The sequence below is a fragment of the Rhodanobacter sp. Soil772 genome (assembly GCF_001428385.1).
GTDB lineage: Bacteria > Pseudomonadota > Gammaproteobacteria > Xanthomonadales > Rhodanobacteraceae > Rhodanobacter.
The window spans coordinates 874,967-900,546 of the sequence record NZ_LMSK01000001.1; the positions used below are offsets into that span (position 1 = coordinate 874,967).

20 protein-coding genes are annotated in these 25,580 nt (G+C 65.9%); 9 read left to right on the forward strand and 11 right to left on the reverse strand.

Going from position 1 to position 25,580, the window contains the following annotated elements; all coding sequences use genetic code 11:
• The first annotated feature begins 87 nt into the window (after positions 1–87).
• From ASG75_RS04155 to pilH, 8 genes are all read left to right on the forward strand, one after another.
• Entirely contained in the window at positions 88–1,284 is a 1,197-nt protein-coding gene (locus tag ASG75_RS04155) for a cupin domain-containing protein (RefSeq protein WP_056385981.1), read from the forward strand.
• A complete protein-coding gene (locus ASG75_RS04160) occupies positions 1,281–2,231 on the forward strand; it encodes a GNAT family N-acetyltransferase (protein WP_056385983.1) in 951 nt (316 codons plus the stop codon). Before ASG75_RS04155 ends, ASG75_RS04160 begins: the two co-directional genes overlap by 4 nt.
• A gap of 300 nt (positions 2,232–2,531) precedes the next feature.
• Positions 2,532–5,372 carry a 2-oxoglutarate dehydrogenase E1 component gene (locus tag ASG75_RS04165; protein WP_056385991.1) on the forward strand — a complete coding sequence of 947 codons (2,841 nt, stop codon included), beginning with the start codon at positions 2,532–2,534 and terminating at the stop codon, positions 5,370–5,372.
• A 17-nt stretch (positions 5,373–5,389) separates the two neighbouring features.
• Positions 5,390–6,598: a 2-oxoglutarate dehydrogenase complex dihydrolipoyllysine-residue succinyltransferase gene (odhB, locus tag ASG75_RS04170; protein ID WP_056385993.1), complete on the forward strand. Its 1,209-nt coding sequence runs from the start codon at positions 5,390–5,392 to the stop codon at positions 6,596–6,598.
• A gap of 183 nt (positions 6,599–6,781) precedes the next feature.
• A complete protein-coding gene (gene lpdA, locus ASG75_RS04175) occupies positions 6,782–8,212 on the forward strand; it encodes a dihydrolipoyl dehydrogenase (RefSeq protein WP_056385994.1) in 1,431 nt (476 codons plus the stop codon).
• 216 nt (positions 8,213–8,428) lie between these two features.
• Positions 8,429–9,025, forward strand: coding sequence for a TIGR00730 family Rossman fold protein (locus tag ASG75_RS04180; RefSeq protein WP_056385996.1), 597 nt, complete (start codon positions 8,429–8,431; stop codon positions 9,023–9,025).
• A gap of 22 nt (positions 9,026–9,047) precedes the next feature.
• Positions 9,048–10,046 (forward strand): YhdH/YhfP family quinone oxidoreductase, encoded by a 999-nt coding sequence (locus ASG75_RS04185; RefSeq protein WP_056385997.1) that lies wholly within the window; start codon positions 9,048–9,050, stop codon positions 10,044–10,046.
• Between the two features lie 69 nt (positions 10,047–10,115).
• Complete coding sequence (gene pilH / locus ASG75_RS04190) at positions 10,116–10,481, forward strand: twitching motility response regulator PilH (RefSeq protein WP_056385998.1); 366 nt, start codon at positions 10,116–10,118, stop codon at positions 10,479–10,481.
• A 70-nt stretch (positions 10,482–10,551) separates the two neighbouring features.
• Here the strand turns inward: pilH and ASG75_RS04195 are convergent, their stop codons facing one another.
• Entirely contained in the window at positions 10,552–11,448 is an 897-nt protein-coding gene (locus ASG75_RS04195) for a DnaJ C-terminal domain-containing protein (RefSeq protein WP_056387015.1), read from the reverse strand.
• Between the two features lie 254 nt (positions 11,449–11,702).
• On the opposite strand from ASG75_RS04195, the gene ASG75_RS04200 reads away from it, so the two are divergent.
• Positions 11,703–12,185, forward strand: a complete 483-nt coding sequence (locus ASG75_RS04200) for a peroxiredoxin (protein WP_056385999.1) — start codon at positions 11,703–11,705, stop codon at positions 12,183–12,185.
• A 70-nt stretch (positions 12,186–12,255) separates the two neighbouring features.
• Here the strand turns inward: ASG75_RS04200 and gyrA are convergent, their stop codons facing one another.
• The 10 genes from gyrA to infB all read right to left on the reverse strand — a co-directional run bounded on the left by gyrA (position 12,256) and on the right by infB (position 25,509).
• Positions 12,256–14,871 carry a DNA gyrase subunit A gene (gene gyrA, locus ASG75_RS04205; RefSeq protein ID WP_056386001.1) on the reverse strand — a complete coding sequence of 872 codons (2,616 nt, stop codon included), beginning with the start codon at positions 14,869–14,871 and terminating at the stop codon, positions 12,256–12,258.
• A gap of 138 nt (positions 14,872–15,009) precedes the next feature.
• Entirely contained in the window at positions 15,010–15,168 is a 159-nt protein-coding gene (locus ASG75_RS16750; protein WP_157616911.1) for a hypothetical protein, read from the reverse strand.
• 46 nt (positions 15,169–15,214) lie between these two features.
• Positions 15,215–16,234: an S-methyl-5-thioribose-1-phosphate isomerase gene (mtnA, locus tag ASG75_RS04210; RefSeq protein ID WP_056386002.1), complete on the reverse strand. Its 1,020-nt coding sequence runs from the start codon at positions 16,232–16,234 to the stop codon at positions 15,215–15,217.
• A gap of 64 nt (positions 16,235–16,298) precedes the next feature.
• Positions 16,299–17,366 (reverse strand): class III poly(R)-hydroxyalkanoic acid synthase subunit PhaC, encoded by a 1,068-nt coding sequence (locus tag ASG75_RS04215; RefSeq protein ID WP_056386004.1) that lies wholly within the window; start codon positions 17,364–17,366, stop codon positions 16,299–16,301.
• A 12-nt stretch (positions 17,367–17,378) separates the two neighbouring features.
• On the reverse strand, positions 17,379–18,461 hold the full coding sequence (locus tag ASG75_RS04220; RefSeq protein ID WP_056386006.1) for a poly(R)-hydroxyalkanoic acid synthase subunit PhaE: 1,083 nt from the start codon (positions 18,459–18,461) through the stop codon (positions 17,379–17,381).
• A gap of 121 nt (positions 18,462–18,582) precedes the next feature.
• A complete protein-coding gene (pnp, locus tag ASG75_RS04225; RefSeq protein WP_056386007.1) occupies positions 18,583–20,688 on the reverse strand; it encodes a polyribonucleotide nucleotidyltransferase in 2,106 nt (701 codons plus the stop codon).
• An 84-nt stretch (positions 20,689–20,772) separates the two neighbouring features.
• Positions 20,773–21,042, reverse strand: coding sequence for a 30S ribosomal protein S15 (gene rpsO, locus ASG75_RS04230; protein WP_007513234.1), 270 nt, complete (start codon positions 21,040–21,042; stop codon positions 20,773–20,775).
• Positions 21,043–21,208: 166 nt separating this feature from the next.
• Positions 21,209–22,135, reverse strand: a complete 927-nt coding sequence (gene truB / locus ASG75_RS04235; protein ID WP_056387016.1) for a tRNA pseudouridine(55) synthase TruB — start codon at positions 22,133–22,135, stop codon at positions 21,209–21,211.
• A 28-nt stretch (positions 22,136–22,163) separates the two neighbouring features.
• Positions 22,164–22,547, reverse strand: a complete 384-nt coding sequence (rbfA, locus tag ASG75_RS04240) for a 30S ribosome-binding factor RbfA (RefSeq protein ID WP_056386010.1) — start codon at positions 22,545–22,547, stop codon at positions 22,164–22,166.
• A 151-nt stretch (positions 22,548–22,698) separates the two neighbouring features.
• On the reverse strand, positions 22,699–25,509 hold the full coding sequence (gene infB / locus ASG75_RS04245) for a translation initiation factor IF-2 (protein ID WP_056386012.1): 2,811 nt from the start codon (positions 25,507–25,509) through the stop codon (positions 22,699–22,701).
• Between the last annotated feature and the right edge of the window lie 71 nt (positions 25,510–25,580).

Here is a 25,580-nt window from a genome sequence, read left to right on the forward strand (position 1 = left end):
CTGGGGAAAAAACCGTCGCGCGATCATGCTCCCGCCCAGGTGAAGATTTCCGTCAGAAGCCATGCCGGTCGCCGCTACAATGCGCGAATGACCAAGCCAGCCCCCTTTCCGATCGAAGTCCGTGGCTCCGCGAAGCAGCCGCTGGGCATGTCGCCCGCCCGTTTCCTGCGCGACTACTGGCAGAAGCGCCCACTGCTGATCCGCAACGCCTTCCCCGACTTCCAGCCGCCGCTGCAGCCGGACGACCTGGCCGGCCTGGCCTGCGAACCGGCCGCGCTGGCTCGGCTGATCGTGCACGACGAGAAGCGCGACCGTTGGCACGTCAACTCCGGCCCGCTGAGCGAGGCCGACTTCGCCAAGACCCCGGACAGCAACTGGACCCTGCTGGTGCAGGATGTCGACAAGTGGGACGCGGACGTCGCCGGCCTGCTGCAGCATTTCGGCTTCCTGCCGAGCTGGCGCGTGGACGACGTGATGGTCTCCTACGCCGAGCCCGGCGGCGGTGTCGGCGCCCACGTCGACCAGTACGACGTGTTCCTGCTGCAGGGCTTGGGGTCGCGCCACTGGGCGATCAGCGACGACCCGCTGGCGCCGAAGGCGTTCCGCCACGACGTGGAACTCAAGCAGCTGGTGCACTTCGAATCGACCCACGAATGGCTGCTCGAACCGGGCGACATGCTGTACCTGCCGCCGGGCGTGCCGCACGACGGCGTGGCGTTCGGTGGGCCGTGCATGACGTTCTCGATCGGCATGCGCGCACCGTCGCAGGCCGAGCTGACCGGCGACCTGGCCGACTTCATCGCCGAGCACCTGCCGGAAGAATTGCGCTACGCCGATCCGGACCTCAAGCCGGCCACCGCCACCGGCGAGATCGACCGCGCCGCGATCGAACGCCTGAAGGATGCGCTGCCATTCGCCGCCGCCCTGCGCGACGACATGCTGCGCGACTGGTTCGGCCGCTTCATCACGCGCTACCGCAACGCGCAGGCACCGGCGCCGCTGGAAAAGCCGCTGGACGAGGCCGCGCTGGCCAAGCAGCTCGACGCCGGCGCGCAGTTGCTGCGCCACCCCTGGTCGCGGTTGGCCTGGAGCCGCGGCAAGTCCGCCTGCACGCTGTACGTCAGCGGCCACGCCTACCCCGCCACGCCCGCGCTGGCGCAGCAGTTGTGCGAGCAGCGTGCGCTCACCGTCGACGGCATGCTCGACGCGGTCGAACGCCATCTGTTGTTGGCCTTGGTCAACGACGGCCATCTGCTGCCACGCAAATCGCGCCGACGCCGATGAAGCTGCAGGACTTCCACATCGAGATCGCCGACTGGTCACGCGAGAACCAGCGCAGCGCCCTGCTCGACCTGCGCGGCAGCGTGTTCATCCAGGAACAAGGCGTGCCCGAGCAGCGCGAGCGCGACGGGCTCGATGGGGATTGCTGGCACGTGCTGGCACGCGACGACGCCGGCCGGCCGATCGGTTGCGGCCGGCTCACGCCCGCACACAAGATCGGCCGCATGGCCGTGCTGCAGGAGTGGCGCGGTCGCGGCGTCGGCGTGGCGTTGCTGCGCGAACTGGTCGCCCGCGCCCGCGCGCAAGGCTGGCCGGAAGTGGCGCTGGACGCCCAGGTCAGCGCCATCGGTTTCTACGAGCGCGAGGATTTCGTCGCGTACGGCGAGGAGTTCGAGGACGCCGGCCTGCCGCACCGGGCGATGCGCCTGGCCCTGCCCGCGGATACCGACGAAGCAGAACCGCTGCGCGACATCGGCGCACTGCCCGCCGGCACGCGCGGCGAGACTGCCGAAGCGCGTCTGCAACTGCTGCGCGACGCGCGGCACCGGCTGTCCATCTACCTGCCGTTGCTGGGCAACGATGTCTACGCCAGCGCGGAAGAACTGGCCGAACTGCGGCGCATCGCGATCTCCGGCCGCGGCGCGCAGATCCGCATCCTGCTGCACGACCCGGCCGCCGCGCTGCGCAGCGACCATCGGCTGGTCGCGCTGGCGCAGCGCCTGTCCAGTGCGATCCAGATCCGCACACCGGTGGAGGAAGCCGACCTGGCCTACATCTCGGCCTACCTGCTCAACGACGCCGGCGGTTACCTGTTCCTGCCCGAGGCCGATCGCGCGCAAGGCCGCGCCGCCCGCCACGACCGCGCCAGCCAGGCACCGCTGCAGCAGCACTTCGACGAAGTATGGGAACGCGCCGAACCGGCCAGCGAGCTGCAGGCGCTGGGCATCTGAGCCGACTGAACCGCAGCTGGCCCGGAGTTTTCGCCTGCCTGGCTGCCCATGCCCGCGACAAAGCGCATGAAACCGTTGCCTGCGACGAAATGCTCGTTAGACCATCGTCTGAAATGCCCACCGACAGACCATTCCAGACGGCTCGCAGGTTGCCGCGTCGCAGCAGGCAAAGGCTATAATCGTCGGGATTCTCCCCAGTCATCCGTACAAGCGGCCTGTCGGGCTTGAAAACCGACCGGGAACCGCGACTTCAAAGGTCACACGGATGGCTGCAAGCATCCTTTCCCTGCCGGTGGTGACGTGACTACAAACCTGATCCGCGAGTTCTTCGACTCCTCCCAACTCGCTGGCGACAACGCCGATTACGTCGAATCGCTCTACGACGCCTGGCTAGCCGATGCCTCGGCGGTGCCCGCCGAATGGGCCAACTACTTTGCATCCTTCAAGGGCCGCGAGTCGGGAGACGTCTCCCATACCGCGGCCATTGCGCGCATCGAGGCCGCACAAAAGCAGCGCCACAACGGCGTCGCCAGCGTGCCGATGAGCGACGAGCACGCGCGCAAGCAGGCCGGCGTGCTGCGCCTGCTCACCGCCTACCGCTCGCGCGGCCACCTTGCCGCCGAGCTCGATCCGCTCGGCCTGGCCGAGAAGATGCCGGCACCGGATCTCGGCCTCGCCTTCCACGGCCTTTCCGACGCCGACCTCGACACCGAATTCGACACCGGCAACTACGCCGGCAGCGGCCAGCGCTTGAAACTGCGCGACCTGCTGGCCCGCCTGCAGAAGACCTACGCCAGCACGATCGGCGCCGAGTTCATGCACATCAGCAACCACGAGCAGCGCAACTGGATCTACAGCCGACTCGAGCAGGCCAGCGGCCAGAGCGGCCTGGACAAGGCCGGCAAGCAACGCGTGCTGGACGGCCTCACCGCCGCCGAGGGCCTGGAGCGCTACCTGCACACGAAATACGTCGGCCAGAAGCGCTTCTCGCTGGAAGGCGGCGACAGCCTGATCCCGATGCTCGACGACGTGGTGCGCGCCGCCGGCGACAATGGCATCAAGGAACTGGTGATCGGCATGGCCCATCGCGGCCGCCTCAACGTGCTGGTCAACATCCTGGGCAAGCCGCCGAAGACTTTGTTCGACGAGTTCGAGGGCAAGTTCGAGCACCCCGACGACCCGGCCCACTCCGGCGACGTGAAGTACCACATGGGCTTTTCCGCCGACGTCAAGACGCCCAAGGGCGGCGTGCACGTGGCGCTGGCGTTCAACCCGTCGCACCTGGAGATCGTCAACCCGGTGGTGACCGGTTCGGTGCATGCGCGCCAGACCCGCCGCCGCGACACCATGCACACGCAGTCGATGGCCGTGCTGATCCACGGCGACGCGGCGCTGGCCGGCCAGGGCGTGAACATGGAACTGTTCAACATGTCGCAGGCGCGCGGCTTCAAGATCGGCGGCAGCCTGCACATCGTGATCAACAACCAGGTCGGCTTCACCACCTCCAATCCGCAGGACGCCCGTTCCACCATGTACTGCACCGACCTGGCCAAGATGGTCAACGCGCCGGTGCTGCACGTGAACGGCGACGACCCGGAAGCGGTGATCCTGGTGACCCGGCTTGCCTACGAATTCCGCAAGACGTTCCGCAAGGACGTGGTGATCGACCTGGTCTGCTACCGCCGCCACGGCCACAACGAGGCCGACGAGCCGGCCGCCACGCAACCGGTGATGTACCAGATCATCCGCAAGCGCCCGACCGCGCGCGACCTGTACCAGCAGCAGCTGGTGAAGGAAGGCGTGCTGGCCGACGGCGATGCGCAGAAGCAGTTCGAGGCCTACCGCGACCGCCTGGAAGCCGGCGCGCCGATGACCGAGCTGGACGCCGCGCCGGTTCGCGACGGCCACGTCGACTGGGCCCGTTTCCTCGGCGGCAAGCTGTCCATGCCGACCGACACCACGGTGCCGAAGCAGAAGCTGCAGAAACTCTCCAGCCAGATCCTCGCCCTGCCGGCCGACATCACCCTGCAGGCGCGCGTGGCGAAGATCTACGACGACCGCCGCAAGATGGCCGCGGGCGAACTGCCGGCCGACTGGGGCTTCGCCGAAAACCTCGCCTACGCCACCCTGGTCGAGGGCGGTTTCGACATGCGCCTGGTCGGCCAGGATTCCGGCCGCGGCACGTTCTTCCACCGCCATGCGGTACTACATGACCAGAAGGACGGCCACACCTACCTGCCGCTGGCAAACATTCGTGATGGTGCCGACGTCGAAGTGATCGACTCGCTGCTCAGCGAAGAAGCGGTGATGGCGTTCGAGTACGGCCACTCCACTACCGACCCCGACACGCTCAACATCTGGGAAGCCCAGTTCGGCGACTTCGCCAACGGCGCGCAGGTGGTGATCGACCAGTTCATCAGCTCCGGTGAAGCGAAGTGGAACCGCCTGTGCGGCCTGGTGCTGTTGTTGCCGCACGGCTACGAAGGCCAGGGCCCGGAGCATTCCTCCGCGCGCCTCGAACGCTTCCTGCAGCTGTGCGCGATGGACAACATGCAGGTCTGCGTGCCGACCACGCCGGCGCAGGATTTCCACATGATCCGGCGGCAGATGCTGCGTGCCGCGCGCAAGCCGCTGATCGTGATGACGCCGAAGTCGCTGCTGCGCCACAAGCTGGCGGTGTCCACGCTGGACGAACTGGCCAACGGCAGCTTCCAGCTGGTGATCGGCGAGCATCGCGAGCTGGCCGCGAAGAAGGTCAAGCGCGTCGTGCTGTGCTCCGGCAAGGTCTACTACGACCTGCTGGAGGAAGCCGACAAGCGCGGGCTGGCCGACGTGGCGATCGTGCGCGTCGAGCAGCTGTATCCGTTCCCGCGCACCGAAGTCAGCGCCGAACTGGACAAGTATCCTTCCGCCAAGGAAGTGATCTGGTGCCAGGAAGAACCGATGAACCAGGGCGCCTGGTTCCAGATCCGCCACCACCTGCAGGCCTGCATCGGAGCCAAGCACAGTCTCTCGTACGCAGGGCGCGCACGCTCGCCGGCACCGGCCGCCGGTCACCACAACACCCACGTCGCCGAACAGGCAGCACTCGTCGAACAGGCGCTCAGCACGCCGGTCGGCACCGACCACTCCGCAGAATAAAGACCCAAGGATCACGCATGTCCATCGAACTCAAAGTCCCCGTCCTGCCCGAGTCCGTCTCCGACGCCACCATCGCCAGCTGGCACAAGCAGGCCGGCGACGCGGTGAAGCGCGACGAGAACCTGGTCGACCTCGAAACCGACAAGGTGGTGCTGGAAGTGCCCTCGCCGGTCGACGGCGTGCTGAAGGAAATCCGCCACCAGGTCGGCGACACGGTGAACAGCGAGCAGATCATCGCGATCATCGAGGAAGGCGCTGTTGCCGCCGCGCCGGCTCCCGCAGCTGCCGCGCCGGCACCGGCGGCTGCCGCTCCCGCGCCGGCCGCGCCGACGGCTGCCGCCAAGGGCGCCGAGGGTCTTTCCCCGGCCGGCCTGCGCGTGGCCACCGAAGAGAAGATCGACCCGTCCAAGGTCGCCGGCACCGGTCGCGACGGCCGCGTGACCAAGGAAGACCTGGTCAACTACGGCAAGGGTGGCACGGCGGCCCCTGCCGCCGCCGCACCGGCGGCGAAGCCGACCCCGGGCTCGCGTCCGGAAGAGCGCGTGCCGATGACCCGCATGCGCGCACGCATCGCCGAGCGCCTGATGCAGTCGAAGAACTCGATCGCCATGCTCACCTCGTTCAACGAAGTGAACCTGAGCGAAGTGGTGAAGATGCGCAAGGCACTCGGCGACGCGTTCCAGAAGGAACACGGCGTCAAGCTCGGCTTCATGAGCTTCTTCGTCAAGGCCGCCGCCGAAGCGCTGAAGCGCTACCCGTTCGTCAACGCGTCGGTCGACGGCAACGACGTGATCTACCACGGCTACCAGGACATCTCGATCGCCGTGTCCACCGACAAGGGCCTGGTCACGCCGGTGCTGCGCGACGTGCAGGACATGAGCTTCGCCGATGTCGAGAAGGGCATCGCCGACTACGCCACCAAGGCGCGCGCGAACAAGCTGTCGCTGGACGACCTGCAGGGCGGCACGTTCACCATCACCAACGGCGGCACCTTCGGTTCGTTGCTGTCCACCCCGATCGTCAATCCGCCGCAGAGCGCCATCCTGGGCATGCACACGATCAAGGAACGCGCCATCGTCGAGAACGGCCAGATCATCGCCGCGCCGATGATGTACATCGCGATCAGCTACGACCACCGCATCATCGACGGCAAGGACGCAGTGCTGTTCCTGGTGGATATCAAGAACCAGCTGGAGAATCCGCAGAGGATGTTGCTCGGCCTGTAAGGCCGAGCAACATCCGGGATTCGGGATTTGGGATTCGGGATTCGGAAAAGCGCGCACCTGGCGCCCTTTCGAATCCCCACCCCGCCCGGGTCCCGCGCGACATTCGGGACTCGCCTCGGCGCCGATCGCCTTTAGCTCTTACGAATCCCGAATCCCCAATCCCGAATCCCGTGAGTGAATGCAATGAGCGAACAATCAAAATTCGATGTCATCGTCATCGGCGCCGGCCCGGCCGGCTATGTGGCTGCGATCCGCGCCGCACAGCTGGGCTTGAAGACCGCCTGCGTCGACGCGTTCGCCGGCAAGGACGGCAAGCAGGCGCTCGGCGGCACCTGCCTCAACGTGGGCTGCATCCCGTCCAAGGCGCTGCTCGACTCCTCGCGCCAATTCCACAACCTCACGCACAACTTCGGCGTGCATGGCATCACCGCCGACAACGCGAAGATCGACGTGTCCACCTTCGTCGGCCGCAAGGACAAGATCGTCAAGCAGTTCACCGGCGGCGTGGCGCAGCTGTTCAAGGCGAACAAGGTCACGCCGTACTTCGGTACCGGCAAATTGCTCAAAGAAAACAACGTCGAGATCACCGGGGCAGACGGCGCCAAGCAGACGATCAGCGCCACCAACGTGATCCTCGCCTCCGGCTCGGTGCCGATCGAGTTGCCGTTCGCCAAGTTCGACGGCAAGGCGATCGTCGACAACGCCGGCGCGCTGGACTTCACCGAAGTGCCGAAGCGCCTCGGCGTGATCGGCGCCGGCGTGATCGGTCTGGAGCTGGGCAGCGTGTGGAAGCGCCTCGGCGCCGACGTCACCATCATCGAGGCGCTGCCGGAGTTCCTCTCGGTCGCCGATGCCGACGTGGCCAAGGTCGCCGCCAGGGAATTCGCCAAGCAGGGCCTGACCATCAAGCTCAACGCCAAGCTCAACAAGGCCGAGGTGAAGAAGGACGGCGTGCACCTCACCTACACCGACAAGGACGGCGAGCAGAAGCTCGTCGTCGACAAGCTGCTGGTCGCCGTGGGCCGCCGTGCCTATACCGCCGGCCTGCTGGCCGACGACACCGGCGTGAAGCTGGACGAGCGCGGCCGCATCGCGGTGGACGAGCACAACCACACCGGCGTCGACGGCGTGTGGGCGATCGGCGACGCCGTGCGCGGCCCGATGCTGGCGCACAAGGGTTCCGAGGAAGGCGTCGCAGTGGCCGAGTGGATCGCCGGCAAGGCCGGCCACGTCAACTACGACACCATCCCGTGGGTGATCTACACCGAGCCGGAAATCGCCTGGGCCGGCAAGACCGAAAAGGAATTGAAGGACGCCGGCATCCCGTACAAGGTCGGCAGCTTCCCGTTCGCCGCGATCGGTCGCGCCGTCGCGATGAACGAGGCGGTCGGCCAGGTGAAGATGCTCGCCCACGCGGAAACCGATCGCATTCTCGGCGTGCACATGGTCGGCCCGGGCGTCTCCGAGCTGATCGCCGAGTGCGTGGTGGCGATGGAGTTCAAGGGCTCGTCCGAGGATCTGGCGCGCATCGTCCACGCCCACCCGACCCTCTCCGAAGCCGTGCACGAGGCCGCGTTGTCGGTCGACAAGCGCGCCATCCACAAGGGCAATTGAGCGCAGGATGCACTCATCCCGGACAACACTATTGATGCATGTTGGTTCCGGGATCCAGGGGCTTCGCTCGACAGCAGCCCACTTGTGTTGCCACTCAGCCGTCATTCCCGCGAAAGCGGGAATCCACTGTGCCCGCACGACAAGGTCAAGATGGATTCCCGCTTTCGCGGGAATGACGACCATTGACGTTTCCGCGTAGTCACCAAGGCAGCCCTCATGCCCCAACCCACTGCCATCTGTGTCTACTGCGGCTCCAGCAGCGGCCGACATCCCGAGTACGCCGAGCAGGCACGCGCCTTCGGTACGGAAATGGCCCGACGCGGCATCGCGCTGGTCTACGGCGGCGGCAAGGTCGGCCTGATGGGCGTGGTGGCCGACGCGGTGCTCGCCGGCGGCGGCAGGGTCATCGGGGTGATTCCTCGCCAGCTGGTGGAACTTGAAGTGGCCCATCCCGGCCTGAGCGAACTGGTGGTCGTCGAGACCATGCACCAGCGCAAGACGCGCATGTACGAGCTGTCCGACGCGTTCGTCGCCCTGCCCGGCGGCTTCGGCACGATGGACGAGATGTTCGAGATGCTGACCTGGGCACAACTGGGCCTGCACCGCTATCCCTGCGCCTTCCTCGACGTGCGCGGCTACTACCGCGACCTGCGCACGATGATGGAGCACATGGTCGACGAGAACTTCGTGCGCGCCGAGCAACGCGACAGCATCTGGTTCGGCGACGACATGACCGCGCTGTTCGACTGGATGCAGGTCTACCAGGGCAGTTACATCCCCAAGTGGATCGACACCAGCAGCGTCAGCGCCTGAACAACCGCCACGGGACATCGACATGACCGCCTTTCGCGCTTTCCGCATCCACCACGACGACACCGGCCACCGCGCCGGCGTCGAGAGCATGGACACCGGCGCGCTGTCGCCCGGCGAGGTGCTGGTCAAGGTTGCGTACTCCTCGGTCAACTACAAGGACGCGCTGGCCGGCACCGGCAAGGGCCGGATCCTGCGCACCTACCCGCTCAACGGCGGCATCGACGTGGCCGGCCACGTGGTCGCCTCGACCGATCCCGCATTCAAGGAAGGCGACGCGGTGCTGTGCACCGGCAGCGGCCTCTCCGAGACGCGCGACGGCGGCTACGGCGAATACGCGCGCCTCGATGCGCGCTGGGCGATTCCGCTACCGCCCGGCTTGAGCCTGCGCGAGAGCATGATCATCGGCACCGCCGGCTTCACCGCTGCGCTGGCGCTGCTGCGCATGCAAGACAACCGGCAGACGCCGGCACTGGGGCCGATTGCGGTGACCGGCGCCAGCGGCGGCGTCGGCATGCTGGCGATCGACATCTTCAGCCGCGCCGGCTACGAAGTGCATGCGATCAGCGGCAAGGCCGGGCATTTCGATTTTCTGCGCGAGCTTGGCGCCGGCGAATGCATCGACCGCCACCAGCTCGCCTTCAGCGGCAAGCCGATGGATTCGGCCCGCTTCGGCGGCGCGCTGGACAGCGTCGGCGGCAGCATGCTCAGCGGCCTGCTGCCGCTGACCAGTCCGTACGGCAACGTGGCGATCTGCGGCAATGCCGGCGGCATCGCCTTCGACAGTACGGTGATGCCGTTCATCATCCGCGGCGTGAGCCTGCTCGGGGTCGCCTCGGCCGGCACCGCCCGCGACCTCCGCGACAGGATCTGGCAGCACCTCGCCAGCGACTGGAAACCGCAGCATCTGGATCGCATCGTCACCCGCGAAGCGGGTCTCGATGAACTGCCCGGCGTATTTGCGCGTATGCTCGCTGGCGACTCGTTCGGGCGCACCCTGGTGCGCATCGCGGGCGCGGTTTGACGAAACCGCGCTTGGAAGTACCATCACCACGGCTTAGAATCAACGAAACTCGCAGGGGACTTTTAGCTTATGGCACGCATCCTGATCGTCGACGACTCCCCGTCACAACTGCTTGGCATCAAGCGGATCGTCGAAAAACTCGGGCATGAAACCCTTTCCGCCGAAGACGGCGCCGCTGGCGTGGAAGTGGCCAAGGCGGAAAAGCCCGACCTGATCCTGATGGACGTGGTCATGCCCAACCTCAACGGCTTCCAGGCTACCCGCACGATCAGCAAGAACGCCGAGACCGCGCATATCCCGATCATCCTGGTGACCACCAAGGATCAGGAGACCGACAAAGTCTGGGGCATGCGCCAGGGCGCCAAGGCCTACGTGACGAAGCCGATCAAGGAAGAGGAACTGCTCAAGGCGCTGCAGGAATTCCTGCCGGGCTGATCGTTGACGATCCAGCTTCGCGAAAAACGGCGCCCGCAGGCGCCGTTTTCATTTGCACCGACCGCGCGACTCAGCGACGCGGATCAAAGTCCGCGAACTCCTCGCGCAGCGCCTCGTAGGCGGCACGCTGTTCGTCGTTGTCGGCCGCCGGCGCGCGGATCGACAGTTCCACCAATTGGTCGCCCGGATTCGCGCCGGGCATGCCCCGCCCCTTCAGGCGCAGCTTGCGGCCCGACTGCGAACCGGCCGGAATGCGCAGATCGACCGTGCCAGCCAGGGTCGGCACCGGCACGGTGGCTCCCAGCGCAGCCTCCCACGGGGCGATCGGCAGCACGTGCACCACGTTGCGGCCGTCCAGACGGAAACGCGCATCGTCGCGGATACCCACTTCCAGCAGCAGGTCGCCGTTCGGCCCGCCGGCCATGCCGCTCCGACCCTGGCCGGACAGGCGGATCACCTGTCCCGGCTGGATCCCTGCCGGGATCTTCACTTCCAGCACGCGCTCGCTGCCGGCCGGGTCGTGCATCGACAGCCGCGTGCGGCCGCCGTCGAACGCGGTCTGCAGGTCAATCTGCACCGAGGCCTGCACGTCGTGACCGCGACGCGGCCGCGGCTGCCCCCGATGGCCGCCGGCGGCACCGCGGCCGAACAGACTCTCGAAGAAATCGCTGAAGTCGCCATCGTCGCCGCCGCCGAAACCCTGCTGCCCCTGCCAGCCCGGCGGCGGGCGGAACTGCTCGCCCTGCCGGTAGCCACCGGCGCGCAACTGATCATACGAACGCCGCTTCTCGGCGTCCTTGAGCACTTCGTTGGCCTCGTTGACCGCCTTGAACTTCTCCTCGGCGCCGGCTTCCTTGTTCTTGTCCGGGTGATATTTGCGCGCCAGCTTGCGATACGCCGTCTTGATCTCGGCCTCGCTCGCATCGGGCTTCACACCCAATATCTCGTAATAGTCTTTGAATTCCACGAACACTCCCCGGCTCACACAGAACCCGCGGCAAATCGACTCCGCCGCGGGCAGCAACTGCACCCGACTCGGCAACAGGTATCGATGGTAATGCGTCGCGGCGTCGCCGGTGTCTTCTTGACCCGCTGCCGGCTCGAACCGTTGCCTCGCTCACCGCCCGATCCAGAAAATAGGTGCTGCGGCGAACGATTCAAGGCGACAGTCCGCCGCCGCGCGATTAGCATGATGGGGTTCTCCCTCTCCCCGAGACCCGCATGAGCATCCAGCCTGGCGACACGATTCCCGATACCACCATCCAGGTCATCGACGGCGACATCCGCCCGGCCCAGTCCGCCGTCTTGTTCGCCGGACGAAAGGCGCTGCTGTTCGGCGTGCCCGGCGCGTTCACCCCGACTTGCTCGAACAAGCACCTGCCCGGCTACTCGGCGCACTTCGCCGAGTTCCAGCAACGTGGCATCAGCGTGATGTGCCTGGCCGTCAACGACGGTTACGTGATGCAGGCCTGGGCTGCTTCGCAGCAGGTCCCCGCGGGCCTGCTGATGCTCGCCGACGGCAACGCCAGCTTCACCCGCGCACTGGGACTGGAACTGGACGGCACCGCCTTCGGCATGGGCCTGCGCACCCGCCGTTTCGCGCTGTATGCGGAAGATGGCGTGGTTCGCCTGCTGCAGGTGGAGGCACCCGGCGAGCTGCGGGTTTCCAGCGCGGAGGCAATGCTGGCGGCAATCGCCCACTGAGGCGGGCCTGGATCCGGCAACAAAAAACCCCGGCATCGCCTGGGTTTTTCGATTCAGGACTGCACCAAGCTCATTCGTCGGTAACTGTCGGCTCGACGTCACTGGAACCAGTGTCACCGGCCGGAGCATCGGCGTCGACGACTTCGGCACCCTCGCCATTGTCCTCTTCCGCATCCAGCCGCATCACGCTGACCAGCGTTTCGTCGGCGGGCAGGCGGATCAGGGTGACGCCCTGGGTGTTGCGGCCGAGCTGCGAGACTTCCGCCACGCGGGTACGCACCAGGGTGCCCTGGTCGGAGATCAGCATCAGCTCGTGCGCCTCGGTGACCTGCACGGCGCCGACCAGTGCGCCATTGCGCTCGGAGCACTGGATGCCGATCACGCCCTGGGTACCGCGGCCCTTCTTGGTGAACTCGACCAGCTGGGTGCGCTTGCCGTAGCCACGCTCGGTCGCGGTGAGGATGTCGCCCTCGGCAGCCACGATCAGCGATACCACATGGGCGTCCTTGGCCAGCTTCATGCCGCGCACACCGGCGGCGGTACGGCCCATCGAGCGCACGGTGTTCTCGTCGAAACGATTGACCTTGCCGTTGGAGGCGAACATCAGGATATCGCTGTTGCCGTCGGTCATTTCGACGTTGACCAGCGCGTCGCCGTCATGCAGCTTGATCGCCAGCTTGCCCTTCTGCAGCTGGAACGCGAACTCGGTCAGCGGGGTCTTCTTGACCGTGCCTTGCCTCGTCGCGAAGAACACGAAGCGATCATCGGTGTATTCGCGCACCGGCAGCACCGCCTGCACCTTCTCACCCTCGCCCAGCGGCAACAGGTTGATGATCGGCTTGCCGCGCGCGCCCGGACCGGATTCCGGGATCTGGTAAACCTTGAGCCAGTAGACGCGACCGGTGCTGGTGAAGGTGAGCAGGGTGTCGTGCGTGTTGACCACCCACAGCTGCTCGACGACGTCTTCGTCCTTCAACGCAGACGCCGAGCGGCCCTTGCCTCCGCGTTTCTGCGAACGGTAGGTGCTGGCCGGCTGGCGCTTGACGTAGCCGGTGTGCGACAGGGTCACCACCATGTCTTCCGGCGCGATCAGGTCGAGGACGTTGAGGTCCTCCTGCGAATGCTGGATTTCGGTGCGACGGGCATCGCCGAATTCGGCCTTGACCGCTTCCAGCTCGCCACGAATCACTTCGAGCAGGCGATCGGGGTTTTCCAGGATCTCGATCAGACCGCGGATGGTTTCCAGGATCAGCTTGTATTCGTCGGAAAGCTTTTCCTGCTCCAGTCCGGTCAGGCGATGCAGGCGCATCGCCAGAATTTCCAGCGCCTGCGCTTCGGACAGCTGGTAGCCGTCGTCTTTCAGGCCGTCGCGCGGATCCATCTCCTCCGGCCGCGACGCCGCCGCGCCGGTGGCCGAAAGCAAGGCACGCACCAGACCGGCTTCCCAGCGCCGCGCCGTCATGCGCTCGCGCGCCTCGGCCGGCGACGCCGAGGTCTTGATCAGCTCGATCATCTCGTCGATGTTGGCCAGCGCCACGGTCAGGCCTTCGAGGATATGCGCGCGGGCACGTGCCTTGCGCAGCTCGAAAATGGTGCGACGGGTAACCACCTCGCGCCGATGGCGGATGAACGCTTCGAGAATGTCCTTTAGGTTCAGCAGGCGCGGCTGGCCGTCCAGCAAGGCGACCATGTTGATGCCGAAGGTCACCTGCATCTGGGTCTGCTGGAACAGGTTGTTCAGCACCACGTCGCCCATCGCATCCTTGCGGATCTCGATGACGATGCGCATGCCGTCCTTGTCGGACTCGTCGCGCAGTTCACTGATGCCTTCGAGCTTCTTTTCCTTGACGAGCTCGGCGATCTTCTCGATCAACCGCGCCTTGTTCACCTGGTACGGCAACTCGTGGACGATGATCGTCTCGCGACCGTTCTTCTCGGTCTCGACCTCGGCCTTCGCGCGCACCAGGATGCGGCCGCGGCCGGTGCGGTACGCCTCGATGATGCCGGACGAGCCGTTGATGATGCCGTAGGTCGGAAAATCCGGCCCCGGGATGTAGTGCATCAGGTCGTCGATCGACAGCGACGGCTCGTCGATCAACGCCATCGTCGCCGCAACCACCTCGTTGAGATTGTGCGGCGGGATGTTGGTGGCCATGCCCACCGCGATGCCGGCGGAGCCGTTGATCAGCAGACTCGGCACGCGGGCGGGAAGCACCAGCGGTTCGCGCTCGCTTTCGTCGTAGTTGAAACCGAAGTCGACGGTTTCCTTGTCGATATCGGCCAGCATCTCGTGGGTGAGGCGCGACATGCGCACCTCGGTGTATCGCATCGCGGCGGCGCTGTCGCCATCGACCGAGCCGAAGTTGCCCTGGCCGTCGACCAGCATGTAGCGCAGCGAAAACGGTTGCGCCATGCGCACGATCGCGTCGTACACCGACTGGTCGCCGTGCGGATGGTACTTACCGATCACGTCACCGACCACGCGGGCCGATTTCTTGTACGGCTTGTTCCACACGTTGCCGAGTTCGTTCATCGCGAACAATACGCGGCGATGCACGGGTTTCAGGCCATCGCGGACATCCGGGAGGGCCCGGCCCACGATCACGCTCATGGCGTAATCGAGATAGCTCTGGCGCATCTCGTCTTCGATGTTGACGCGAATGATTTCTTTGGCGAGTTCTGCCATTGATCGGCTTCCCTGATAACGAAAAAAGGGCGCTGGCGCCGCGCCTCAAGCGCGTACGCAAGCGACCCGAAATCAACCCGAGGAGTGTATCACGAACGGTATCAAAAAGACAGGATTTAACTATTGAAAATCAATAACTTACACCGCCGTCCCGGAACGCTTGAAAAGCATTCCGCGGGCTGTCGAAAAATTGACCAGCGCGGCGATCGCCGAACCGGTCGCCGCGGCCAGCGAAGGCCACCGGTGCAGGCTCGGAAAGTTCACCAGAACCCACACGACGATGGCGTCGACCAGCAGGCCAAACGCGCCATCGGCCGCAACAACGCGACCTCGCGCGACAACTTCAGCATCCGAACATCACCTGCATCGCGATGCTGTTCGGCCGCTCGATCACGCCGCGCTCGGTAACGATCGCGTCGATCAATTCCGCCGGCGCCACGTCGAACACCGGGTTCCATGCCTGTGCGCCTTCGACCACGGTGCGGTGGCCGGCGGTGCTGAGCAGCTCGGCCGGGTCGCGCAACTCGATCTCGATTTCCTCGCCGCTGCCGGTGGCCATGTCGACGGTGGAGGACGGCGCCACCACCATGAACTTCACGCCGTGATACTTCGCCGCGATCGCCAGCTGGTAGGTGCCGATCTTGTTTGCGGTGTCGCCGTTCGCGGCGATGCGGTCGGCGCCCACGATCACCCATTGCACGGCACCGGATTTCATCAGGTGCGCCGCGGCGGAGTCGGCGATCAGCTGGGCCGGAATGCCGTCGCGCACCAGTTCCCACATGGTCAACCGGGCGCCTTGCTGCCATGGCCGGGTCTCGCCGGCGTAGACCCGCGCGATGCGTTCCGCCGCCACACCGGCGCGGATCACGCCCAGCGCGGTGCCATAGCCGGCGGTGGCCAGCGAGCCGGTGTTGCAGTGAGTCAGCACGCCCGAGCCGGGGGCGATCAACGCGGCGCCCAGCTCGCCCATGCGGCGGTTCGCGGCCAGGTCTTCGTCCTGGATCGCCTGCGCTTCACGCAACAGCGCATCGGCGTCGGCGCCGGCGGCGATGCGCTTCTTCATCCGGTCCAGCGCCCACATCAGGTTCACCGCGGTGGGCCGCGCTGCGCGTAGCATCGCCAGCACCGGCTCCAGTGGTGCGCCTTGCTGCGCAGCCATCGCCACGCCCCATGCCGCGGCAATACCGATTGCCGGCGCGCCGCGCACGGCCAGATCACGGATCGCCTGGGTCACCTGGGCCGCGTCGCGGCAATCGATCCAGCGTTCTTCGCCAGGCAGCAGGCGCTGATCGAGCAGGCGCAGGTGATCGCCCTGCCACTGCACGGCGCGGATGGAATCGTGGGTTTCGGCGGATGCGGTCATTCGTTCATTATCGCCTGTCGTGCGTGCATTTCGCACGACAGGCGATCGCCCGCTGGCACGCGATTCACCCGCGCTGGCGCAGCCACTGATGGATCGCCGGCGGCACCTCACGCTGGGCGCGGCCGGATACGTAGATGCCGATGTGGCCGCCCTTGAACGCGAGCTGGGTGTAGTCGGTGGTGCCGACATGCTTGCCCAGGGCGCGCGACGCATCCGGCGGCACCAGGTGATCCTGCTCGGCGAAGATGTTCAACACCGGCTGGGTGATCATGCCCAGGTCCACCGGCCGGCCACCGATTTCGAGCGTGCCCTTGACCAGCTTGTTGCCCTGGTAGAAATCCTTGATGAACTGGCGGAACGCTTCGCCGGCCTGATCCGGCGAATCGAAGATCCAGCGCTCCATGCGCAGGAAGTTCTCCAGCTCGGTCGGGTTGTCGAGGATGTCGACCATGCCGATGTACTTCTGCTGGTTCAGCCGCACCGGCTTCAACGTGAGGTAGACGTAGTTCATCAGCCCGGCGGGGATATTGCCCATGGTGTCGACGAACAGGTCCACGTCCATGTTGCGACACCAGCTCGACAGCATGTTGTCCGGCGTGTGGAAATCCACCGGCGTGACCATGGTGATCAGGTTCTTGACCTTGTCCGCGTGCAGCGCGGTGTAGCACAGCGAGAACGCGCCGCCCTGGCAGATGCCAAGCAGGTTGATCGCATCGAGTTCGTGACGCGCGCGCACGGCATCGACGCAACGGTCGAGATAACCGTTGATGTAATCGTCCAGCGTCAACCAGCGATCGGCACCGTCGGGGTAGCCCCAGTCGATCAGATAGACGTCCTCGCCCTGCTCCAGCAGGTTGCGCACCATCGAGCGGTCGGCCTGCAGGTCGGTCATCCATACCGTGTTGACCAGCGCGTAGACAATCAGTAGCGGGGTTTTCGCGGTGGTCTTGCCGTGGCCGGTGAAATGCCACACCTTCAACTTGTCTTCGCTGTAGACCAGTTCGCGTGGAGTATTCGCATACTCGGGCTCGCGCATGCTGCGCAGATGGCCCATGCCCGCAGCGAGCTTGCGCTGGAACGTGGCGATGTCGCCCAGGGCCTTGGTCGGATCGATGCGCAATGGCGTGTACATGGCGGAGTCTCCTTACTTGCGCTTGCGCGGACTGGGGCGGGATTTGGATGCGGCCACAAGCTTGGTCTTGCTGGCCACCGCCGTGCGGGCCACTTTTGCCGGGGCTTTCGAAACGGACTTCTTTACCGCCGAAGTCGGTGGCTTCGCCGGGGTGGCTTTCTTCGCCGCAGGTGTCGCTGCCGCACCACTGCTGATCTGGCGTTTCAGGGCCGTCAGCTCGCGGCGCAACGCCATGATCTCGTCGGCACGATCGGCGGGTGCACCGGCCCGGCTGGCGCGGAATTCGCGGCGCAGGGCCTGCAGCCGTTCGCCGAGGCTCGACACTTCGCCGCGCGTCGGCACGCCCAGCTGCTGGCAAAGCTGTTCGGTCTGCTGTTGCTGCAACTGGCGCACGCGCATCTGCGTGTTGACCATCTCGCCGTAGACCTCGCGGAACTCGTCGGACAGCGCGATCTCGGCATACGCTTCCTCCGAGGCGTCCACCCACAGGTCGTACAACCCCTTCAGCGAATCGATCTGGCGGCCCGGTTCGGCATGCTGGGCCAGCTTGTCCTGCAGGCGCTGCATGCCCTGCGTGTTGGCGCGCTGGATCAGTTCCTGATAGCGCGCGGATGCCTGCATCGACTCCAGCAACGCCGTGGCCAGGGCCTGCTGCTGCATCTGCTGCTCGCGGTTCAGGCCGAACGCCGGCGTCGGCCCGTGCGTGCCCGGCAGGTCGCCGAAACCGCTGTGCTGGGTCGCCTGCAACCAGGACTGCCATTGCCGCGCGAAGCCTTCCGCACCGGCACTGTCGATCCCGCCGAACGCCTGCGCAAACGGCTGGTTGGCGCCGCCGAACATCTGCTGCAACTGCTGGCGCCAGTCGGCGGTCGGCTGCTGGGCTGCGCCGCCAGCGGCGGCCGCCTGCATCCAGTCGAAATATCCCTTCAGGCCGGCCAGCGTGCGTTCCAGCGTGTCGTTGCCCGCGGCTGGCGCCGGTGGCGGCGCGAACGGATTCGCCGCGGGTTGCTGCTGGAACTGGCGCGTCCAGGCATCCCACGACTGCTGTGCCAGCGCCTGGTAATCCCTGATGAAATCATTCGCCGGGTCGGCCATCGGTGCATCCTCGTGCAAGGTTCATCCATCCTAGCAAAAGCACGTTGCACAAAATCACCGGCGCCGGAACGCACAAGGCCCGGCATGGGCCGGGCCTTGTGGAATCGCCTTGTCCCAAAACTCAGACGCTGGCGCGCTCTTCTTCGGTCACGGCCTTCATCGACAGGCGGATGCGGCCCTGCTTGTCGACTTCCAGCACCTTGACCTTGACGATATCGCCTTCCTTCAGCTTGTCGGAAACCTTCTCGACGCGCTCGTCGGAGATCTGCGACACGTGCACCAGACCATCCTTGCCCGGCATGATCGTGACGAACGCGCCGAAGTCCATCAGCTTGGCGACCTTGCCCTCGTAGATGCGGCCCGGCTCGACGTCAGAAGTGATCTGCTCGATGCGCTTCTTCGCCGCTTCGCCCGCCTCGCGATTGACCGAACCGATGATGATGGTGCCGTCGTCATTGATGTCGATCGTGGTGCCGGTCTCTTCGGTGATCGAGCGGATCGTGGCGCCGCCCTTGCCGATCACTTCGCGGATCTTGTCCGGGTGGATCTTGATGGTGATCAGGCGCGGGGCGTACTCGCTCATTTCCGAGCGGGCCGTGGACAGCGCCTTGTTCATTTCGCCGAGGATGTGCAGGCGGCCGCGCTTGGCCTGCGCCAGCGCCACCTTCATGATCTCCTCGGTGATGCCGTCGATCTTGATGTCCATCTGCAGCGCGGAGATGCCGTCGGCGCTACCGGCCACCTTGAAATCCATGTCGCCGAGGTGATCCTCGTCGCCCAGGATGTCGGACAGCACCACAAAGTCGTTGCCTTCCTTGACCAAGCCCATCGCGATACCGGCCACCGGCGCCTTCAGCGGCACACCGGCATCCATCATCGCCAGCGAGGAGCCGCACACCGAAGCCATCGACGAGGAGCCGTTGGACTCGGTGATCTCCGAGACCACGCGCAGCACGTACGGGAATTCCTCGATCGTCGGCTTCACCGCCTGCACGCCGCGCTTGGCGAGGCGGCCGTGGCCGATCTCGCGACGCTTCGGCGCGCCGAAACGGCCGGCCTCGCCCACCGAGAACGGCGGGAAGTTGTAGTGAAACAGGAACGGATCCTTCGACTCGCCACCGGGCGCGTCGATGATCTGCGCGTCGCGCGTGGTGCCCAGCGTGACGACGACCAGCGCCTGCGTCTCGCCGCGGGTGAACAGCGCGGAGCCATGCGTACGCGGCAGCACGCCGACACGGGCGGTGATCGCGCGCACGTCGTCCAGCTGGCGGCCGTCGATGCGCACCTTGGTCTTCAGCACGCTGTCGCGCATGGTGTGGTATTCGAGCTCGCCGAATTCCTTGGACAGCTCGCCGGACGACCAGCCGTTGGCTTCGGCCTGCGCCTTGAGCGAGTCGATCACGTCGGCCTTGATCGCGGCGATCGCGTCGCGGCGCTGCAGCTTGTCGCGCACCGAGAAAGCTTCGGCCAGCTTGTTGCCGACGGCGCCCTTGAGTGCAGCGACCAGCGACTCGTTGTGGGCCGGCGCCTGCCAGTCCCACGACGGCTTGGCGGCTTCGGCAGCCAGCTCGGCGATCGCGCGGATCGCGGTCTGCATCTGCTGGTGACCGAACATCACCGCGCCGAGCATCACGTCCTCGGACAGCAGCTGCGCTTCGGATTCCACCATCAGCACGGCACCGGCGGTACCGGCGACGACCAGGTCCAGCTGGGAGGTCTTCAGCTCGGTGGCCGTCGGGTTCAGCAGGTACTTGCCGTTGGCATAACCGACGCGGGCAGCGCCGATCGGACCCTTGAACGGGATACCGGCCAGGCTCAGCGCGGCAGAGGCGCCAAGCAACGCGACGATGTCGCCGTCAACCTCGGGGTTCAGCGAGACGACCTGGGCGATGACCTGCACTTCGTTCTTGAAGTCGTCCGGGAACAGCGGGCGCACCGGGCGATCGATCAGGCGCGAGGTCAGCGTCTCTTTCTCGGTCGGACGGCCTTCGCGCTTGAAGAAGCCGCCCGGGATGCGGCCGGCGGAGTAGAACTTCTCGACGTAATCGACGGTGAGCGGGAAGAAATCCTGACCTTCCTTCTGCTTGGTCGCAGCCACCGCGGTGACCAGCACCACGGTGCCGCCCATGCTGGCCATGACCGCACCGGACGCCTGGCGGGCAATTTCGCCCGTCTCCAGTGTGACTTCGTGGTTACCGTACTGGAATGACTTGGTTACTTTTGCCACGTGCTTAATTCCTGCTCTGATTGAGAAGTGCGCCCACGGATGGGCGCCTCTTGATCTTTGCGTTCACGGATGAACGCACGCGAATTACCGACGCAGGCCGAGGCGTTCGATCAGGGTCTGGTAACGCGCAAGATCGCGATCCTTCAGATAGCTGAGCAGGCGCTTGCGCTGGTTGACCAGCTTCAGCAGGCCACGGCGGGAATGGTGATCCTGCTTGTGTTCCTTGAAGTGGCCGGTGAGATGGTCGATGCGGGCGGACAGCAGCGCCACCTGGACTTCGGTCGAACCGGTGTCGTTCGGCACGCGACCGAAATCAGCGATGATCTTGCCGGTTTGTTCTGCGGTAAGAGACATGAGGTATACGTTTCCTTGAAAGGCGATGCGAAGCTTGCGCTTGCATCATCGTGATGACGCAAGCGCAAGCTTCGCCTAGTTGAATGAAAGCTTTGAAATAACTTGTCTATTCTACTGATGGGAGCGGTGTTTCAACAAGAGCGGAACGGCGTTCCGGGCAAATCGGTCAGTCCGGCGGCAGGTTGAAGCCGCGCAGGATGCGCGCGCGCCCTTCGGCATCCGGTTCCAGCAGCGCCAGCAACGCGCCATCGCTGGCATACGCCGCGCAGCGCCCTGCCTCCCGCAAGCCCGGCAAGTCAATCTGCTGGCCGCGTGAAATGGCCATGCTTTGCGTCTCATCGAGCCGCAATACCGGAAGATCGGACAACCCGGCCGATACCGGCAGCAACCACGCCAGCAGGGCTTCGTCACCCTGCTCCGCCGCTTGCTGCAGCTGTTCCAGAGTCACCATCTGCGGCTCGCGGAACGGCTCCACCCAGATCCGGCGCAGCGCGGTCAGGTGGGCGCCGCAACCGAGATCCTCGCCCAGATCCACCGCCAGCGAGCGGACATAGGTGCCGGAGCCGCATTCCACCAGCAACTGCAGCGTGTCGCCGTCGCGCGCCAGCAGTTCGAGCCGGTACACCTCCACCTCGCGCGGCGGCACCGCCACGGTCTCGCCACGGCGCGCCTTGGCATACAGCCGTTCGCCGCCCTGCTTCAGCGCGGAATACATCGGCGGCACCTGCAGGATGCGGCCGCGCAATTTGGCCAGCGCCGCCTCGATCGCTGCATCGTCGAGCTTCGGCACCGGGCGTTGCTGAACGACTACGCCCTCGCTGTCGGCGGTATCGGTGCTGATGCCGAGCCGGCATTCGGCCAGGTAAGCCTTGCGCGCGCCCAGCAGGCTGCCGGCCAGCTTGGTCGCCTCGCCGAAACACAGCGGCAGCAGGCCGGTGGCCAGCGGATCGAGCGCCCCGGTATGGCCGCCCTTGGACGCGCGCAGCAACTGGCGCACGGCCTGCAGTGCCTGGTTGGAACTCAGGCCCGGTGGCTTGTCGAGCAACACGATGCCGTGCAGATCACGGAACTGGATGCGCGGCAGGCGATTCATCGGCTCGGTGGCGCCCAAGGCTTGCGGTTCAATCCTGCTTGTCGCCGTCCGGCGGCGTCAGGTCGCGCGCCTGCTGGCGCAGCAACGATTCGATGCGCTCGCCCTTGTCGACCGAGTCGTCGTACTTGAACTTCAACTCCGGCACCCGGCGCATGCGCATGCCGCTGTGCGCCAGCGCATGGCGGATCTCGTGGCCCATCTCGTTCAACGCCTTCACTGCGGGAAGCCCCTGCTCGGGCATCAACGCAGTAACCCACACCGTAGCCCAATCCAGGTCACGGGTGATCTCCACGTCCGACACGCTGACAGACGGCAGACCGTGATCGCGCACCGCCGCATGCACCAGCAAGCCAAGCTCGCGGCGCAGCTCGGCACCGATGCGGTCAGTACGTTTGAAATCACGGGAAGGCATAGATGAAGCCGGGAATCGGAAATGGAGAATGGGGAATGGTAAAAGCACAAAGCCGCGAACGATCGAAATGCCGCGAGAACCGGGCGGAGCGGGAAAGGCTTTGCGATTCCCGACTCCCCACTCCCGATTCCCGGGCGTTGTACGCAAAGCGTTACAACGTCCGCGCCACTTCGGTGCGTTCGAAGCACTCGATCTGGTCGCCCGGCTTGACGTCGTTGTACTGCTTCACGGCGATGCCGCATTCCATGCCGTTGCGCACTTCGTCGACGAGGTCCTTGAAGCGGCGCAGCGATTCCAGCTCGCCTTCGAAGATCACCACGTGGTCGCGCAGCACGCGGATCGGCTTGCTGCGCTTGACCACGCCTTCGGTGACCATGCAACCGGCCACGGCGCCGAACTTCGAGCTGCGGAACACGTCGCGGACCTCGGCGGTGCCGATGATGTCCTCGCGCACTTCCATGCCGAGCAGGCCGGTGGCCGCCTGGGTCACCTGGTCGATCACGTCGTAGATGATCGAGAAGTAGCGCACGTCCAGGCCGTTGGTCTCGATCACCTTGCGCGCCGAGGCATCGGCACGCACGTTGAAGCCGATCACCAGCGCCTTCGAGGCCGCCGCCAGGGTGGCGTCGGATTCGTTGATGCCGCCGACGCCGGACGAGACCACATTGACGCGGACCCGCTCGTTGCCGATCTGGGTCAGCGACTCGCGCAGTGCCTCCACCGAACCCTGCACATCGCCCTTGACCAGGATGTTGAGCGTCTGCTGCTCCACGCCCTGACCCATCTTGGCAATGATGTCCTCGAGCCGGTTACTCTTGCTGACCATGCGCGTTTCGCGCCGCTTGAGCTCACGCTCCTGGGCCACCTCGCGAGCCAGACGCTCGTCCTCGACGCAGACGAAATCGTCGCCGGTTTCCGGCACGCCGGACAGGCCGAGCACCTGCACCGGAATCGACGGACCGGCTTCGGTCACCTGCTTGCCGGTTTCGTCGATCAATGCGCGCATGCGACCGTACTCGACGCCGCAGACCACGAAGTCGCCCTTGCGCAGCGTGCCCTGCTGCACCAGCACAGTGGCCACCGGGCCACGGCCGCGGTCCAGGCTGGATTCGATCACCACGCCGGAAGCGCGACCGTCGACGACGGCCTTGAGTTCCATCACTTCGGCCTGCACCGAGATCGCATCGAGCAGATCCTCGATGCCCGCGCCGGTCTTGGCCGATACCGGGATGAACTGGACGTCGCCGCCCCAATCTTCCGGTACCACTTCGTACTGCACCAGACCCTGCTTGACGTTGTCCGGGTTGGCGCCGTCCTTGTCCATCTTGTTGACCGCAACGATCAGCGGCACCTTGGCGGCGCGCGCATGCTTCACCGCTTCCACCGTCTGCGGCATCACGCCGTCATCGGCGGCCACCACCAGGATCACGATATCGGTCGACTGCGCGCCACGGGCACGCATCGAGGTGAACGCCGCGTGGCCAGGCGTATCCAGGAACGTGACCACGCCCTTGGAGGTTTCCACGTGGTACGCGCCGATATGCTGGGTGATGCCGCCGGCTTCGCCGGAGGCGACCTTGGTACGCCGGATGTAGTCGAGCAGCGAGGTCTTGCCGTGGTCGACGTGGCCCATGATCGTCACCACCGGCGGACGCGTGACCTTCTCGCCCTCCAGTTCGATGTTCTGGGTGTGCGCCGCCAGCGTCTCCTCGGCGTTGTTCTGGTTGTCCGCCACCGGGGTGTGGCCGAGTTCCTCGACCACCAGCACCGCGGTGTCGTGGTCGACGGTCTGGTTGATGGTCGCCATCACGCCCATCTTGAACAGCGCCTTGACCACCTCGGAACCCTTGACCGCCATCTTCTGCGCCAGCTCGGCGACGACGTTGGTATCGCCCACCACCACTTCGCGCACGACCGGCGCAGTAGGCCGCGAGAAGCCATGCGGGCCGGTCGGCGCGCTGCTGCCACCACGCGACAATTCGCGCCCGCCACTGCGGCTCGGCTTGCCACGCTTGCTGCTGGAAGAACGGCGGGCCCGATCGGCCTCGCTCAGGTGCATCTGGCCACCGGCGAAACGTTTGCTGGCGGCGCTGTCGCGGTCTTCCTTGCCACCGGCACTCTCGTTGCGTTCACGGGGATGCTTGGGCTTGCCGCGGCTGGCGTCGCCAGCGGCGGCTGGAGCGGCCGTGCTGCCGGCCACCGCGGCACGGGCCGCCGGGGCGGCCACCACCGGAGCGGGGGCCGCTGCCGGCTTGACCAGTTTTTCGCGTTTGCGCGGCTCATGAATGCGCGGCAGGATCATGCCAAGGTCGCGCTGATCCATGCGCTGGACGGCCCCCGCATCGTCGGCGGCAGCCACGGGCGCCGCTTCGGCGGCCGGTTCCGGCGCCGTCTCGACATGCGCTGCCGCAACCGGCTCGGCTGCGCTGGTCGCTTCGACCTCGCGCTGCGCCTTCTCGAGCTTGCGCTGCTGTTCGTCCAGGGCGCGCTGCTGCGCTTCCGTCTGGCGGCGCTGCTCGGCCTCGACCCGCTCGCGCTCTTCCTGCTCGCGCTGCTGCTGCGATTCCTGCAGCTTGCGCACGGCGTCCTCGCGCTCGGGCTCGGCGCTGGCTTCCTCGGCGATCACACTGCGCTTGACGTAGGTGCGCTTGGCGCGCACCTCGACATTGACCGTCTTGGCCGTGCCCGTGGCGCCGCGGCCACCCGGCGCGGCCACCTTCAGTTCGCCGACCGTGCGGCGCTTCAAGGTGATCTGGCGTGGCGCACTGTCCTCGACCTCGGCAGTGGTCTCGCTCTTGCCGTGCGTACGGCGCAGGAAGCCAAGCAGCTTCACCTTCTCGGTGCTGCTGATGGCCTGCTCCTGGTCGGAGAATTTCATGCCCGCCTCGCCAAGCTGCGTCAGCAGCTTGTCGACCGGCATGCCCAGTACCTGGGCGAGTTGTTTGATCGTGACGTCCGACATCGTGTTCTTTGCTCCGCCGTTCCCGCGCTTATCATCTTGTGCGGCGTCATTCACGCCGCCACCTCCATCCG

Coding starts and splice junctions, on each gene's coding strand:
- mtnA (WP_056386002.1), bottom strand. CDS start 16,234: ATGACCGCATCCGCCGAAACCCACGATTCCATCCGCGCCGTGCAGTGG.
- truB (WP_056387016.1), bottom strand. CDS start 22,135: ATGAATCGCCTGCCGCGCATCCAGTTCCGTGATCTGCACGGCATCGTG.
- gyrA (WP_056386001.1), bottom strand. CDS start 14,871: ATGGCAGAACTCGCCAAAGAAATCATTCGCGTCAACATCGAAGACGAG.
- ASG75_RS04180 (WP_056385996.1), top strand. CDS start 8,429: ATGCCCCAACCCACTGCCATCTGTGTCTACTGCGGCTCCAGCAGCGGC.
- rpsO (WP_007513234.1), bottom strand. CDS start 21,042: ATGTCTCTTACCGCAGAACAAACCGGCAAGATCATCGCTGATTTCGGT.
- ASG75_RS04160 (WP_056385983.1), top strand. CDS start 1,281: ATGAAGCTGCAGGACTTCCACATCGAGATCGCCGACTGGTCACGCGAG.
- ASG75_RS04155 (WP_056385981.1), top strand. CDS start 88: ATGACCAAGCCAGCCCCCTTTCCGATCGAAGTCCGTGGCTCCGCGAAG.
- odhB (WP_056385993.1), top strand. CDS start 5,390: ATGTCCATCGAACTCAAAGTCCCCGTCCTGCCCGAGTCCGTCTCCGAC.
- ASG75_RS04220 (WP_056386006.1), bottom strand. CDS start 18,461: ATGGCCGACCCGGCGAATGATTTCATCAGGGATTACCAGGCGCTGGCA.
- ASG75_RS04215 (WP_056386004.1), bottom strand. CDS start 17,366: ATGTACACGCCATTGCGCATCGATCCGACCAAGGCCCTGGGCGACATC.
- ASG75_RS04185 (WP_056385997.1), top strand. CDS start 9,048: ATGACCGCCTTTCGCGCTTTCCGCATCCACCACGACGACACCGGCCAC.
- lpdA (WP_056385994.1), top strand. CDS start 6,782: ATGAGCGAACAATCAAAATTCGATGTCATCGTCATCGGCGCCGGCCCG.
- rbfA (WP_056386010.1), bottom strand. CDS start 22,547: ATGCCTTCCCGTGATTTCAAACGTACTGACCGCATCGGTGCCGAGCTG.
- infB (WP_056386012.1), bottom strand. CDS start 25,509: ATGTCGGACGTCACGATCAAACAACTCGCCCAGGTACTGGGCATGCCG.
- ASG75_RS04200 (WP_056385999.1), top strand. CDS start 11,703: ATGAGCATCCAGCCTGGCGACACGATTCCCGATACCACCATCCAGGTC.
- pilH (WP_056385998.1), top strand. CDS start 10,116: ATGGCACGCATCCTGATCGTCGACGACTCCCCGTCACAACTGCTTGGC.